9 protein-coding genes are annotated in these 14,957 nt (G+C 68.4%); 8 read left to right on the forward strand and 1 reads right to left on the reverse strand.

All coding sequences use genetic code 11. The features are described 5' to 3' along the window. Positions 1-107 precede the first annotated feature (107 nt). From mrdA to SMIR_RS25375, 7 genes are all read left to right on the forward strand, one after another. Complete coding sequence (gene mrdA / locus SMIR_RS25345) at positions 108-2,369, forward strand: penicillin-binding protein 2 (RefSeq protein ID WP_168491502.1); 2,262 nt, start codon at positions 108-110, stop codon at positions 2,367-2,369. Beyond that, the gene (rodA, locus tag SMIR_RS25350; protein ID WP_168491500.1) at positions 2,366-3,562 is read left to right on the forward strand and encodes a rod shape-determining protein RodA; all 1,197 of its coding nucleotides are present in this window, start codon (positions 2,366-2,368) and stop codon (positions 3,560-3,562) included. The genes mrdA and rodA overlap by 4 nt, the downstream gene beginning before the upstream one ends. Positions 3,563-4,005: 443 nt before the next feature. Next, positions 4,006-5,646: a CYTH and CHAD domain-containing protein gene (locus tag SMIR_RS25355; RefSeq protein ID WP_212727415.1), complete on the forward strand. Its 1,641-nt coding sequence runs from the start codon at positions 4,006-4,008 to the stop codon at positions 5,644-5,646. An 81-nt stretch (positions 5,647-5,727) separates the two neighbouring features. Continuing rightward, complete coding sequence (locus tag SMIR_RS25360; protein ID WP_168491496.1) at positions 5,728-7,698, forward strand: TIGR03960 family B12-binding radical SAM protein; 1,971 nt, start codon at positions 5,728-5,730, stop codon at positions 7,696-7,698. Between the two features lie 310 nt (positions 7,699-8,008). Then, positions 8,009-9,460 (forward strand): NF041680 family putative transposase, encoded by a 1,452-nt coding sequence (locus SMIR_RS25365; RefSeq protein WP_168486688.1) that lies wholly within the window; start codon positions 8,009-8,011, stop codon positions 9,458-9,460. Positions 9,461-10,214: 754 nt separating this feature from the next. Next, positions 10,215-11,417: a group II intron reverse transcriptase/maturase gene (gene ltrA, locus SMIR_RS25370; RefSeq protein WP_249938636.1), complete on the forward strand. Its 1,203-nt coding sequence runs from the start codon at positions 10,215-10,217 to the stop codon at positions 11,415-11,417. 243 nt (positions 11,418-11,660) lie between these two features. Next, positions 11,661-12,578 (forward strand): IS5 family transposase, encoded by a 918-nt coding sequence (locus tag SMIR_RS25375; RefSeq protein WP_249938474.1) that lies wholly within the window; start codon positions 11,661-11,663, stop codon positions 12,576-12,578. Here the strand turns inward: SMIR_RS25375 and SMIR_RS25380 are convergent. Then, entirely contained in the window at positions 12,535-13,086 is a 552-nt protein-coding gene (locus tag SMIR_RS25380; RefSeq protein WP_212727417.1) for a hypothetical protein, read from the reverse strand. The two genes, SMIR_RS25375 and SMIR_RS25380, sit on opposite strands and share 44 nt — an antisense overlap. A 238-nt stretch (positions 13,087-13,324) precedes the next feature. On the opposite strand from SMIR_RS25380, the gene SMIR_RS25385 reads away from it, so the two are divergent. Then, positions 13,325-14,776 (forward strand): NF041680 family putative transposase, encoded by a 1,452-nt coding sequence (locus SMIR_RS25385; protein ID WP_168486688.1) that lies wholly within the window; start codon positions 13,325-13,327, stop codon positions 14,774-14,776. Positions 14,777-14,957: the final 181 nt, after the last annotated feature.

Here is a 14,957-nt window from a genome sequence, read left to right on the forward strand (position 1 = left end):
CCAGGTTCGCCGTGTACTCGTATGACTCGTACGCATGTGGCGCCCCGTACGCAGATGGCGCGCGCGCCCGTGTCCCGTACCCACTCTGAGAGGGGGAGGCAGCACCAGTGACCAACATTCCCGAGACCGGCAGGACCCCACGGGTACAGATCCGACTCGTGGTCATCCAGATCCTCGTCCTCTCCCTCCTCGGCACCCTCGGCGGCCGCCTCTGGTACCTCCAGATCCGCAACGGCCAGGAGTACGCCAAGGAAGCCTCCGGCAACCACGTCCAGCAGGTCGTCCAGCCCGCCGTACGCGGCTCGATCCTCGACGCGCGCGGAGTGCCGATCGCCGACAACGAGACCCGGCTCGTGGTTTCGGCCTCGCGCACCGATCTGCTGAAGATGAAGGACGACGGCAAGGCGGTCCTGACGAAGCTGGCCGACGTGCTGGACATGAAGCCCGAGGACGTCATCCAGAAGGTCCGGCTGTGTGACGCGAAGACGCCGCAGCCCTGCTGGAACGGCTCCCCGTACCAGCCCATCCCCATCACCGACGAGGCCACCGCCAAGCAGGCCCTGCAGATCCGTGAGCGCTCCGAGGACTTCCCCGGCATCAGCGCCGAGCCCGAGGCCGTACGCCGCTACGCCGCCCCCGGCAAGGCCAACACCGCTCAGGTCCTCGGCTATCTCTCGCCCGTCACGGACGCCGAGATCACCCAGGCCAAGGACAGCAGCTCGCCCTACCTCCGTTCCGACCAGGTCGGCCGCTCCGGCCTCGAGCGCCAGTACGACAAGGAGTTGCGCGGCAAGGCAGGCGTCACCCGTTACGAGGTCGACAACCTCGGTCGCGTGATCGGCAAGGCCAAGAGCGACGCGGCCCAGTCCGGCTCCAACCTCGTCACCAGCATCGACTCCCGCGTCCAGCGGGTCGCCGAGTACGAGCTGGACACGGCGATGAAGACCGCCCGCCAGCAGTTCGACAAGATCACCGGCGAGAACTACAAGGCGGACTCGGGCGCCGTCGTGGTGATGGAGGCCAAGACCGGCCGGATCGTCGCCATGGCGTCCGCCCCGACGTACGACCCGAACGCCTGGGTCGGCGGCATCTCCGCCAAGGACTACAAGGCCCTCACCGGGAAGAACTCCGACTACCCGCTGCTCAACAGGGCCATACAGGGTCAGTCCGCGCCCGGTTCGACCTTCAAGGTGGTCTCCACGGCCGCCGCGGTCGAGGCCGGCTACGAGTGGGACGGCGGCTACCCCTGCACCAGCTCGTACTCGGTGGGCGGCCAGGTCTTCAAGAACTTCGAGGGCGAGAACTTCGGCCCCATCTCGCTCGGCCGGGCCCTCGAGGTCTCCTGCGACACCGTCTTCTACGGCCTCGCTGACAACGAGTGGAAGAAGGACGGCGGCATCAACCCCAAGAAGGGGGAGCCGAAGGACTACTTCTTCAAGGCCGCGCACCAGTTCGGCCTCGGCAAGGAGACCGGCGTCGACCTGCCCAACGAGGTCACCGGCCGCGTCCCGGACCGCCAGTGGAAGCAGAGCTACTGGAAGGCCAACAAGGACGTCTGGTGCAAGACCGGCAAGAAGGACGGCGACTACGTCCAGAAGATCGCGTACGAGAACTGCCTCGAGGGCAACAAGATGCGCGAGGGTGACGAGATCAACTACTCCATCGGTCAGGGCGACACCCTTGTCACCCCGATCCAGGAGGCCATGATCTACGGGGCGCTCGCCAACGGCGGCACCATCCACGCGCCGACCATCGGAAAGGCGATCGTCAGCGCCGACGGCAAGACCGTCCAGGAGATCAAGCCCAAGGTCAGCGGCAAGCTCCCGGTCAGCAAGGACACGCTCAAGGGCATGAACTCGGCCCTCGAAGGCGTCGTCACCCGCGGTACCGCCGCCTGGAAGTTCGGCGGCTGGCCGCAGGACAAGATCACGCTGCACGCCAAGACCGGTACCGCCGAGGTCTACGGCAAGCAGACCACGTCCTGGTTCGCCACATACACCAAGGACTACACGGTCGTCATGACCATCGCCCAGGCCGGTACGGGTTCCGGTGCCTCCGGTGAGGCCGTGCGCAACATCTACAACGCGCTCTACGGCGTCCAGGCCGACGGTTCCATCGACAACTCGAAGGCCCTCCTCCCCACCCCCCAGAAGGGCCTCCCGAAGATCCAGACGGACGGTTCGATCGACACTCCGGAGATCTCCAAGGACCCGGTCAAGGACCTCCAGGCCAGCGAGTCGCCCTCGCCCGGGGCCACCGACCAGCAACTGCCCGCGGGCACCACGCCGTCCCCGACGGCCAGTAACCGGAACACCCGAAGGCGTACGAACCGTCCGAAGAAGCGGCGGGGGACGAGGATCCTGACATGACCGGAGCGAACAACTTCTCCGTCTCCGGCTACGGCCCCGCCCGCGGCGGGATGTCACGGCTCTTCGCCCGTGACTCCCTGGCCCGCCGCCTGGACTGGCCGATACTGCTGTCGGCCCTCGCGCTCTCCCTGATCGGCTCGGCCCTCGTCTACTCGGCGACCCGCAACCGCACCGAGATCAACCAGGGCGACCCGTACTACTTCCTCATCCGCCACCTCATGAACACCGGCATCGGCTTCGGCCTGATGGTCGGCACGATCTGGCTGGGCCACCGCACCCTGCGTACGGCGGTCCCGATCCTGTACGGCCTCTCGGTCTTCATGATCCTGCTGGTGCTGACCCCGATCGGCGCGACGATCAACGGCCAGCGCAACTGGCTCGTCGTGGGCGGTCTGTCGCTCCAGCCCGCCGAGTTCATCAAGATCACGATCATCCTGGGCATGGCGATGCTGCTGGCCACCCGGGTGGACGCGGGTGACAAGCAGTACCCCGACCACCGCACGGTGCTGCAGGCGCTGGGCCTCGCGTCCGTCCCGATGATGGTCGTGCTGCTCATGCCCGACCTGGGCACGATCATGGTCGCGGTCATCATCGTGCTCGGTGTGCTGCTCGCCTCCGGCGCCTCCAACCGCTGGGTGTTCGGTCTCCTCGGCGCCGGTGCGCTGGGCGCGGTGGCGATCTGGCGGCTCAAGATCCTCGACGAGTACCAGATCAACCGCTTCGCCGCCTTCGCCAACCCCAACCTCGACCCGGCGGGCGTCGGCTACAACACCAACCAGGCCCGTATCGCCATCGGCTCCGGCGGCCTCTTCGGCACGGGCCTGGGCCACGGCTCCCAGACCACGGGCCAGTTCGTCCCGGAACAGCAGACAGACTTCGTCTTCACGGTCGCGGGCGAGGAACTGGGCTTCGTGGGCGCCGGCCTGATCCTGCTCCTGCTGGGCGTCGTCCTGTGGCGGGCCTGCCGCATCGCCCGCGAGACCACCGAGCTGTACGGCACGATCGTCGCCGCCGGCATCATCGCCTGGTTCGCCTTCCAGGCCTTCGAGAACATCGGCATGACCCTCGGCATCATGCCGGTGGCGGGCCTTCCCCTGCCCTTCGTCTCCTACGGCGGTTCGTCGATGTTCGCGGTGTGGGTGGCGGTGGGGTTGTTGCAGTCGATCAGAGTCCAGCGCCCCATGTCGGCGTAGGCCTCCGGCGGTTGGTCGGGAGGGGGTGCGTTGGTGGGTGGGGGTTCCTTGTCCGCGGGTGGGTCGAGGCTGCGCCCCGCTGCGGTCCGGTGGGCGACGGTCGCGCAGTTCCCCGCGCCCCTGGGGCATCGGGGCTGCGCCCCGGATCCCCGCCGGCCGGGAGGTTCTTTGGCCGCGGGCTGGTGGGGGCTGGTCGCGCAGTTCCCCGCGCCCCTAAAAGCCTCCGCCTGGCCCGCGCCTTCAGCCCGTCCGGCGCTTGAGGACGAGGCCGTTCAGGCCGATGCGGGGGTCCAGGGGGCGCAGCGCCCCTGGTGGGGTTGAAGGGGCGGAGCCCCTGGGGATGGGACGGGGTAGGGGCGGCGGGGGCGAGATCCGGTCGTTCCCGGAGGTCCCGGCACGGGCTGGTACTGCCATCCCGGCCCGACAGCCACTAGATTCAGTTCATGGCGGACACCAAGCGCGAAATCGAGCGAAAGTACGAGGGTCCCCCGGCCGGCGGCGACGCGCCACTCCCGGACCTGACCGACGTCCCGGGAGTCTCGGGCGTCATCGACAAGGGTGTAGCCGAACTGGACGCCACCTACTACGACACGGCCGACCAGCGGCTCGCGACCGCCTCCCTCACCCTCCGCCGCCGCACCGGCGGCGACGACGCGGGCTGGCACCTCAAACTCCCCGTCTCCGAGGGCGTCCGCGACGAAATCCGCGCCCCCCTCTCCGACACCGTCCCCGAAGACCTGACCGCCCTCGTCCGCTCCCGCATCCGCGAGGCCGAACTGGTCCCCGTCGTACGTCTCCTGTCGGCCCGCGACGTCCGTCACCTCGTCGACGCCTCCGGCACCCTCCTCGCCGAGGTCAGCGTCGACCGCGTCCATGCGGAGCGCCTCAGTGGCGGCGCGGGCAGCGCGGAATGGACCGAGATCGAGGTGGAACTCGCCGACGACGGCGATCCGGCCTTCCTCGACAAGGTCGAGAAGAAGCTCCGCAAGGCGGGCCTCACACGCTCCGCCTCCGCGTCCAAACTGGCCAAGGCACTCGACGACACGGCCCCCCGGAAGTCCGCGGCGCCGGAGAAGCCCGAGAAGGCTGAGAAGACGGGCAAGGCGGGGAGAGCGGGCAAGGCGGGGAAAGCCGACAAAGTCGCTGACGCGTCGAAGGCGAAGGCGACGGCGACGGTGACGGCCGCGAAGCCCGAACCCCCCGATTCGGCCCCGCGCACCGCCGGCGACCACGTCCTCGTCTACGTCCGAGCCCAGCGCGACGCGATCGTCGAGCTGGACCCCGCCGTCCGCCGCGACGTGCCCGACTCCGTGCACCGTATGCGCGTCGCCACCCGCCGCCTCCGCAGCACCTTCCGCTCGTACGGCAAGATCCTCGACCGCACCGTCACCGACCCGATCGGCGTCGAGCTGAAGTGGCTCGCCGCCGAGCTGGGCGTCGACCGCGACCAGGAGGTCCTCACCGAGCACCTGACGGCGGCGCTCGACGACCTCCCGTCCGAACTGGTCACGGGTCCCGTCCAGGCCCGTGTGAGCACCTGGTCGGGGGCCCGCCGCTCCGGCTCCAGGCAACGCCTGATCGCCGTACTGGACGGCAAGCGCTACCTGGACCTGCTGACGACGCTGGACACCCTGGTGGCCGGCCCGCCCCTGCTGGAGGCGGCCTCGAAGAAGCCCGAGAAAGTGATCGCCAAGGCCGTACGGAAGGATTTCAAGAAGGTCGCCGACCTGGTCGGCGAGGCCCTGGAGCTGCCGCCCGGCTCCGAGCGCGACCTCGCGATGCACGACGCCCGCAAGAAGGCCAAGCGCACGCGCTACGCGGCCGAGGCGGCCACCCCCGCCCTCGGCAATCCCGCCGCCGACCTGGTCAAGTCGATGAAGTCCCTGCAGACGCTGCTGGGCGACCACCAGGACAGCGTGATGGTCCGCGGGACCTTGCGGGAGCTGGCGACCGAGGCGCACGAGGCGGGCGAGAACGCGTTCACGTACGGAGTGCTGTACGGCCGCCAGGAGCAGCGCGCGGCGGCGCTGGAGGCGGCGCTGCCGGGGGAGTGGGAGGCGATCGAGGACAAGGGTGCCGTCTGAGGCGTACGGGGGCCGGTCCCGGCCGCGTTAGTCTGGATGGTCACCCCTGTCAGTACCTCCCAGCTCACGAAGGTTCGCGAGATGTCTGCCGAAGCCGCTGTATCGGTGTTTCCACAGCTCGAAGCTCTGCTCCCGCATGTGCAGAAGCCGATCCAGTACGTCGGCGGAGAGCTCAACTCCACGGTCAAGCCCTGGGAAGCCTGTGACGTCCGCTGGGCGCTGATGTACCCGGACGCGTACGAGGTCGGACTGCCCAACCAGGGCGTCATGATCCTTTACGAGGTACTGAACGAGCGCGAGGGCGTCCTCGCCGAGCGCACGTACAGCGTCTGGCCGGACCTGGAGGAGCTGATGCGTGAGCACCGGGTCCCCCAGTTCACGGTGGACAGTCACCGCCCGGTGAAGGCCTTTGACGTCTTCGGTCTGTCCTTCTCCACGGAGCTGGGCTACACGAACATGCTGACGGCCCTGGACCTGGCCGGGATCCCGCTGGAGTCCAAGGACCGCACGCTCGACGACCCGATCGTCCTGGCCGGCGGCCACGCGGCGTTCAACCCCGAGCCGATCGCCGACTTCATCGACGCGGCGATCATCGGTGACGGCGAGCAGGCCGTGCTCGACATGACGGAGATCATCAGGGCCTGGAAGGCGGAGGGCCGCCCGGGCGGGCGCGAGGAGGTCCTCTTCCGCCTGGCGAAGACGGGCAACGTCTACATCCCGGCGTTCTACGACGTCGAGTACCTCTCCGACGGCCGTATCGCCCGTGTCGTGCCCAACAAGTCGGGCGTCCCGTGGCGGGTGTCCAAGCACACGGTCATGGACCTCGACGAGTGGCCGTACCCCAAGCAGCCGCTGGTCCCCCTGGCCGAGACGGTCCACGAGCGGATGTCGGTGGAGATCTTCCGCGGCTGTACGCGCGGCTGCCGCTTCTGCCAGGCGGGCATGATCACCCGCCCGGTGCGCGAGCGCTCGATCACGGGCATCGGCGAGATGGTGGAGAAGGGCCTGAAGGCGACGGGCTTCGAGGAGGTCGGCCTCCTGTCCCTCTCCTCCGCCGACCACTCGGAGATCGGTGACATCGCCAAAGGCCTGGCCGACCGCTACGAGGAGGACAAGATCGGCCTGTCCCTCCCCTCGACCCGTGTGGACGCCTTCAACGTCGACCTGGCGAACGAGCTGACGAGGAACGGCCGCCGCTCCGGTCTGACCTTCGCGCCGGAGGGCGGCTCCGAGCGCATGCGCAAGGTCATCAACAAGATGGTCTCGGAGGAGGACCTCATCCGGACCGTCTCCACGGCGTACGGCAACGGCTGGCGCCAGGTGAAGCTGTACTTCATGTGCGGCCTGCCGACGGAGACGGACGAGGACGTCCTGCAGATCGCCGACATGGCGATGAACGTGATCGCCGAGGGCCGCAAGGTCTCCGGCCAGAACGACATCCGCTGCACGGTGTCGATCGGCGGCTTCGTCCCCAAGCCCCACACCCCCTTCCAGTGGGCGCCCCAGCTCTCCGCCGAGGAGACGGACGCCCGCCTGGAGAAGCTCCGCGACAAGATCCGCGGCGACAAGAAGTACGGCCGCTCCATCGGCTTCCGCTACCACGACGGCAAGCCCGGCATCGTCGAGGGCCTGCTCTCCCGCGGTGACCGCCGCATCGGCGCCGTCATCCGTGCGGTCTACGAGGACGGCGGCCGCTTCGACGGCTGGCGCGAGCACTTCTCGTACGACCGCTGGATGGCCTGCGCCGAGAAGACCCTCCCCGCCTTCGGCGTGGACGTCGACTGGTACACCACCCGCGAGAAGACCTACGAGGAGGTCCTCCCCTGGGACCACCTCGACTCCGGCCTCGACAAGGACTGGCTCTGGGAGGACTGGCAGGACGCCCTCGACGAGACGGAGGTCGAGGACTGCCGCTGGACCCCGTGCTTCGACTGCGGTGTCTGCCCCCAGATGGACACCAGCATCCAGATCGGCCCGACCGGCAAGAAGCTGCTGCCTCTGACGGTCAAGAACGCGGCGTCGGCGCCCGCCGCGAGTGGTCATACGCACTGACGTGAGCTGGGCACTCGATCGGGTGATTGAGGCGCTGGCGTGGGCGAGCGAGGACGAGGTGGCGGCTGCGCTGTCCGCGGCCGGCGTTTCGGTCCCTCGCCCGTCGGCGTCGTCGGCGCTCTTTCGGACGCCGCTGCCGGGCCCTGAGGCTTCGCCGCACATCGTTTCCGAGGTGGAGTGGGCCTGAGCTTGGTGTTTAACCTCGGCCGTTCACCTGACCCGCTGATCTTGGTTCGTTCCCGGGACAGCAGGACGGCCGTTCTTCACGCTTCGAGGTGTCGAGCAACGTCGCGTGAAGGAACGGCCGCTGGTGAAGAGTCTCGCCCCTGAACAGTCCGCCGACGCCGCGTTGGGCGTCCTGTCCCACTTTCGTGTCCAGTTCTACGACTGTCTCTACACCCGGGCGGATGCGCTCTTCGAGCTCGCCGACGCGGTGCTGTGCTCGGACGGCCCGGTCACCTCGCTGGTCGAGTTGACGCTCACGGCCGAGCACCGGCGCGGGCACGGAGCGATGTACGACGCGGTCAATCACGGCTGGCTGGAGCCGCGCCGCCTGCGCAGGCTGCTGGCCTCCACGCCGCTGCCGCGTGCCGCCGACGGGCGGATCGTGCTCGCGGTGGACGTGAGCAACTGGCTGCGTCCCGACGCCCCCACCAGCCCGGAGTTGCTGTTCTGCCACGTCTACGGGCGGGGCCGCAGCGCGGATCAGTTCATCCCCGGCTGGCCCTACTCCTTCGTTGCCGCGCTGGAGACGGGACGCACGTCCTGGACGGCTGTGCTGGACGCGATCCGGCTGGGGCCGTGCGACGATGCCACCGCGGTGACCGCCAGCCAGCTGCGCGAGGTGGTCACCCGGCTGGTGCACGCCGGGCAGTGGCGGCCGGGCGACGCGGACATCCTCGTCGTCATGGACACCGGCTACGACGTCACCCGTCTTGCCTATGTCCTGGCCGACCTGCCCGTCGAGCTGGTCGGCCGGCTCCGCTCGGACCGCGTCATGCTCCGGGACGCCGGCCCACGCCGCTCCACCCCGCGCGGCGGACAGCCCCGCAAGCACGGCGGCGTCCTCACCTTCTCCAAGCCGGAGTCCTGGCACACCCCTGACCAGGCCACCACGTGCGACACCACCCGCTACGGCACAGCCGAAGCCCTCGCCTGGGACCGGATGCACCCCCGGTTACAGGCCCGTGGCCCCTGGCTCGATCACTGCGGTGAACTCCCTCTGCTCCACGGCACGTTGATCCGGCTGAAGGTTGAGCACCTGCCCGGTGACCGTGACCCGAAGCCGGTATGGCTGTGGTCCTCACGCACCGGCATGACCGGCGAAGACGTCAACCTGCGCTGGCAGGCGTTCCTTCGCAGATTCGATCTTGAACATACCTTCCGACTGTTCAAGCAGACCCTGGGCTGGACCGTCCCCAAGGTCCGCGATCCGCACACGGCCGACCTGTGGACGTGGCTGATCATCGCCGCCCACACCCAGCTCCGCCTTGCCCGGCCCCTCGCCGAGGACCTTCGTCGGCCCTGGGAGCGGCCGGCGCAACCTCGTCGCCTCACCCCTGCCCGGGTTCGGCGGGGGTTCCGCCACCTCCGCGTGAAGACCGCCCGTCCCGCCGACGTGCCCAGACCCTCCAAGCCCGGACCCGGACGCCCACCCGGTTCAAAGAACCGCAGGTCAGCCCCACGTCACGAGCCTGGAAAGACCGTGAAACGAATCGAAACCCTCACCGAACACGTCCGCCTGAAACAGCAGCGAGGTTAATGATCAAGCGTACGTCCAGCAGTCCGGGCGTCTTCCCAGTTCAGAAGGGGTGTGAACGATGTAACCGGACGTCAAGCTCAGGATAGCCAGCCGGTGGAAGTCCGGTCCGGGGAGACGCCAGGGTCCCCGGTAGCTGACTCCCGGCGTCGCCCGAAATGGTGGCGTCGAAGTGGAGTGACAAGCGCCTCTCGGGGGCGTGCAACCGACCAGTCCGCAACATGAAGTGAAGCCTGCAGCGTCGTCATTTAACCCCCGCCCGCGGGCGGGCCAAGGAGGAGCCGAGCCTGTGCTTGATTGGCGAAGGCCACGGAAGATGATCTCGGACCTGGAGCGGTCGTCGAAGAACCTCCCGGCGTAAGGGGCGTGGAATGGTCGGAAGGTTGTCCTGGGAACTGGAGAGAGCCTCCTCGGCCCCGGGTATTGCGGCCCGGGAAGCGTGGCCTGCCTATAACCGGCAGAACCGGGAAATGGCGGGTTGTCGAGAGGCAGTCGGAGGGGGTCGTAGTAGTGACGATCGGCGGGACAACACAACCCGCTGGGAGCGAAGGGCCCCTGCTTCATCGACGCGATTCGAAAACAGGGAGGGACCCGGATGAGTGCCGTTACGGCTAGTTCCATCCGCCGGGAGGAAAGCGTCGCAGGACCAGTCCGCCGTCCTCTGGACAAGGTCCGAGCCTTGCAACGGACGCTTTACCGCTGTGCCGAGCAAGAACCCGAACGCCGGTTTCACGCCCTGTATGGCCATGTCCACCGCATGGACGTTCTGAGGCGGGCGTGGGCCGGTGTGTGCGCAAACCGGGGTGCCCCCGGCGTGGACGGTACGACCGTCGACGCGGTGGAATCCTCGGGGGTGGATGCATTCCTCCAAGACCTTTCGCAGAGACTGCGGGCGCATACGTATCGTCCGTCAGTGCTGCGACGGGTCCAGATTCCCAAACCGGGGCGGCCGGGGGAGTTCCGGCCGCTATCGATCCCCACCGTGGCGGACCGCGTGGTGATGACGGCTGCGAAACTGGTCATGGAACCAGTATTCGAGGCCCAGTTCACCGAGGCGAGCTATGGATTCAGGCCGAAGCGGTCCGCGATCGACGCGTGCGAGGCAGTGCGTGTCGCCGCGAACCAGCGGCGGGAGTGGGTGTTCGAGGCCGATATCCGCGACTGCTTCGGCACGATCGACCATGAGGCGCTGATGGCCCAAGTGGCGCGGCGTGTGGTGGACCGGCCGATGCTGAAGCTGATCCGGGCCTGGCTGCGGATGGGAGTCCTGGTGGGCGGGGTGACCTCGCCTACCGGGGCGGGAACCCCTCAGGGCTCACCGATTTCCCCATTGCTGGCAAATATCGCGCTGCACGTTCTCGACGAGGCGTGGCAGAACGAAGGTCGCCGGCTGGGGACGTTGGTGAGGTACTGCGATGATTTCGTAGTCCTGTCGCCGACCAAGCAACGGGCCGAACAGGCCCGTGAATTGGCGGCACGAGTTCTGGAACGGCTCGGGATGCGATTGCATCCTGAGAAGACCGGCATCGTCTGCCTCACCCGAGGCGGGCAGGGCTTCGACTTTCTCGGCTTCCACCACCGGAAGATGGAATCGTGGAAATGGCGGGGCAGGTACTACTTGCAACGCTGGCCCTCGGCCAGGGCGATGCGGGTACTGCGGGACAAAGTCCGTGCGGCGACCGCTCGTTCGAAGACTGAGCGGCCGGTATCCGCCGTGGTCGCCGATCTCAACCCGGTCCTGCGGGGCTGGTCGGCGTACTTCCGTAACGGGAACTCCGGACGGAAGTTCAACGTGGTCGACGGCTATGTCCACGAACGGCTGGCGATCTTTGCCAGCGCGAAACACGGACTTGCGGGCAGGAACTGGACCACCCGATTTACTTATGGGTGGATCACCCGGCTCGGTGTCTACCGCCTTACCGGAAACGTGCACAGGGCAACGGCGCATGCCAGCCGGTGAACGATGTCGGAAAGCCGTGTGCGGGAGAACTGCATGCACGGTTTGAAGCGGCGGGGACTGGAAACGGGGCATCAGCCACCGCGCCAGTCCCCGACCCTACTGAGAAGTTGTTGTCTTTCCGATCTTGAGAGATGCGCGTCGAACGAGAGTCCCGATTGGGTGGTCGCGGGGTGGTCGGTGCATACAAGTAGGGCCTCCTGAACAGCTCGTTGGTGTCTAGTCACCGAGCAGCAGGAGGCCCTGGTGCCGCAGTCTTCCGTGTCGATGTCCGGGCAGTCCAGCTCGGTCACCCCTGGGTGTGACTGTCTGGCTCACCGGTTCGGGAACGCCGCCGACAATCCGGTGCGTGAGCGCCGGTATCCGACTGATATGACGGACGGGGAGTGGGCCGTGGTCCGCCCGTTGCTGCCGGTGCCGGGCTGGATGCGGGGCCGGGGCGGGCAGCCGGAGGCGTACTGCCACCGGTCGATACTCGATGCGATCCGCTACCTGGTCGACAATGGCATCAAGTGGCGGGCGATGCCGGCGGACTTCCCGCCGTGGGACCGCATCTACGCGTTCTTCCGCCGCTGGCGCGACCACAGCCTGGTCAAGGAGTTCCACGACCGGCTGCGGGCCAGGGTCCGCGAGGAGCTGGGGCGGGATGCGGAGCCGACGGCTGCGGTGATCGACTCGCAGTCCGTCAAGGCGGACGCCGTCGTCGGCGCGGACAGCCGCGGCTTCGACGGCGGCAAACTGGTCAACGGGCGCAAGCGGCACGTCGTGGTCGACACGCTCGGCCTGCTGCTGGGGGTGATGGTCACCGCCGCGGACATCGGTGACCGCGCCGCCGCCCGGGTGCTGCTGGAGCAGGTGGCCGACGTGCACCACCGGCTCGCCCTGGTCTGGGCCGACGGCGGCTACACCGGCAGCCTCGTCGAGTACTGCCTCACCGCGTTCTCGCTGGTCCTGGCGATCGTCAAACGCAGCGACGACATGCGCGGCTTCGTGGTGCTGCCCAAGCGGTGGATCGTCGAGCGCCTCTTCGCCCACCTGATGCGCACCCGCCGCCTGGCACGCGACTACGAACGCCGCACCACCAGCGCCGAAGCGATGATCTACTGGTCGATGACCCTGCTCATGACCCGCCGCCTGGCCCGGCCACGGCCTGCGCGAGGGTGAACCTGCCCGGCGCGGGCTCGGCCAGCCAGCCGCGCGCGACCAGGCGTTTCGCCTTCGATCGCAGCGCCTCCACCCGTGCCGGCACCGCGTCCATGCCGAACGCCGCGGCCATCTCCTGGCAGGTCAGCGGCCCTTGATGGAGCCGGTGCCGGTCCGCGAGCGCCGTGAGGATGCGCTGGTAGTCCACCGACAGCACCGCCCAGGCCAGCCCCTCACGCCACACCGGCACCTGCGACTTCGTCTTCGCAGCATCCGGCACCTGCGACGTCTTTGCGGTCTGCTCCCCGGCGGCCGGCGCGGTCCCCTCGACCCGGGCGTGGTCCTGCGCGCTCTCGTCTGCCGGGGCCAGCACCTCGCCGACCCGCGAGCAGGCGATGGCCCACTCCTTCCATTCCCGCTCGGCCACGGCCAGCTCGGCCTGGATGCGGTCGGCCTCCTCCCGCAGCCCGTCCAACCGACGGCGAGCACCCAGCTCACGCTGCTCCAACAGCCCGACCACCGACGGCATCCACGACCTCCCAGGGAGCGACAGCACGACAGGCCACTACTCCCACCGAATCACCGACCCCACGCCCGACCAGCGGAAACGCGGCGATCACGTCCGGAAAGACAACAGCTTCTGAGCTTGGTGTTTAACCTCGGCCGTTCACCTGACCCGCTGATCTTGGTTCGTTCCCGGGACAGCAGGACGGCCGTTCTTCACGCTTCGAGGTGTCGAGCAACGTCGCGTGAAGGAACGGCCGCTGGTGAAGAGTCTCGCCCCTGAACAGTCCGCCGACGCCGCGTTGGGCGTCCTGTCCCACTTTCGTGTCCAGTTCTACGACTGTCTCTACACCCGGGCGGATGCGCTCTTCGAGCTCGCCGACGCGGTGCTGTGCTCGGACGGCCCGGTCACCTCGCTGGTCGAGTTGACGCTCACGGCCGAGCACCGGCGCGGGCACGGAGCGATGTACGACGCGGTCAATCACGGCTGGCTGGAGCCGCGCCGCCTGCGCAGGCTGCTGGCCTCCACGCCGCTGCCGCGTGCCGCCGACGGGCGGATCGTGCTCGCGGTGGACGTGAGCAACTGGCTGCGTCCCGACGCCCCCACCAGCCCGGAGTTGCTGTTCTGCCACGTCTACGGGCGGGGCCGCAGCGCGGATCAGTTCATCCCCGGCTGGCCCTACTCCTTCGTTGCCGCGCTGGAGACGGGACGCACGTCCTGGACGGCTGTGCTGGACGCGATCCGGCTGGGGCCGTGCGACGATGCCACCGCGGTGACCGCCAGCCAGCTGCGCGAGGTGGTCACCCGGCTGGTGCACGCCGGGCAGTGGCGGCCGGGCGACGCGGACATCCTCGTCGTCATGGACACCGGCTACGACGTCACCCGTCTTGCCTATGTCCTGGCCGACCTGCCCGTCGAGCTGGTCGGCCGGCTCCGCTCGGACCGCGTCATGCTCCGGGACGCCGGCCCACGCCGCTCCACCCCGCGCGGCGGACAGCCCCGCAAGCACGGCGGCGTCCTCACCTTCTCCAAGCCGGAGTCCTGGCACACCCCTGACCAGGCCACCACGTGCGACACCACCCGCTACGGCACAGCCGAAGCCCTCGCCTGGGACCGGATGCACCCCCGGTTACAGGCCCGTGGCCCCTGGCTCGATCACTGCGGTGAACTCCCTCTGCTCCACGGCACGTTGATCCGGCTGAAGGTTGAGCACCTGCCCGGTGACCGTGACCCGAAGCCGGTATGGCTGTGGTCCTCACGCACCGGCATGACCGGCGAAGACGTCAACCTGCGCTGGCAGGCGTTCCTTCGCAGATTCGATCTTGAACATACCTTCCGACTGTTCAAGCAGACCCTGGGCTGGACCGTCCCCAAGGTCCGCGATCCGCACACGGCCGACCTGTGGACGTGGCTGATCATCGCCGCCCACACCCAGCTCCGCCTTGCCCGGCCCCTCGCCGAGGACCTTCGTCGGCCCTGGGAGCGGCCGGCGCAACCTCGTCGCCTCACCCCTGCCCGGGTTCGGCGGGGGTTCCGCCACCTCCGCGTGAAGACCGCCCGTCCCGCCGACGTGCCCAGACCCTCCAAGCCCGGACCCGGACGCCCACCCGGTTCAAAGAACCGCAGGTCAGCCCCACGTCACGAGCCTGGAAAGACCGTGAAACGAATCGAAACCCTCACCGAACACGTCCGCCTGAAACAGCAGCGAGGTTAATGATCAAGCGTACGTCCAGCAGTCCGGGCGTCTTCCCAGTTCAGAAGGGGTGTGAACGATGTAACCGGACGTCAAGCTCAGGATAGCCAGCCGGTGGAAGTCCGGTCCGGGGAGACGCCAGGGTCCCCGGTAGCTGACTCCCGGCGTCGCCCGAAATGGTGGCGTCGAAGTGGAGTGACAA

Origin of the sequence: Streptomyces mirabilis (assembly GCF_018310535.1) — a bacterium.
In the GTDB taxonomy this organism is placed as follows: Bacteria; Actinomycetota; Actinomycetes; order Streptomycetales; family Streptomycetaceae; genus Streptomyces.

What these genes read in the sequence shown, in the direction of transcription:
- rodA (WP_168491500.1), top strand. Translation starts at nt 2,366, where the DNA reads ATGACCGGAGCGAACAACTTCTCCGTCTCCGGCTACGGCCCCGCCCGC.
- SMIR_RS25355 (WP_212727415.1), top strand. Translation starts at nt 4,006, where the DNA reads ATGGCGGACACCAAGCGCGAAATCGAGCGAAAGTACGAGGGTCCCCCG.
- SMIR_RS25360 (WP_168491496.1), top strand. Translation starts at nt 5,728, where the DNA reads ATGTCTGCCGAAGCCGCTGTATCGGTGTTTCCACAGCTCGAAGCTCTG.
- ltrA (WP_249938636.1), top strand. Translation starts at nt 10,215, where the DNA reads ATGGACGTTCTGAGGCGGGCGTGGGCCGGTGTGTGCGCAAACCGGGGT.
- SMIR_RS25380 (WP_212727417.1), bottom strand. Translation starts at nt 13,086, where the DNA reads ATGCCGTCGGTGGTCGGGCTGTTGGAGCAGCGTGAGCTGGGTGCTCGC.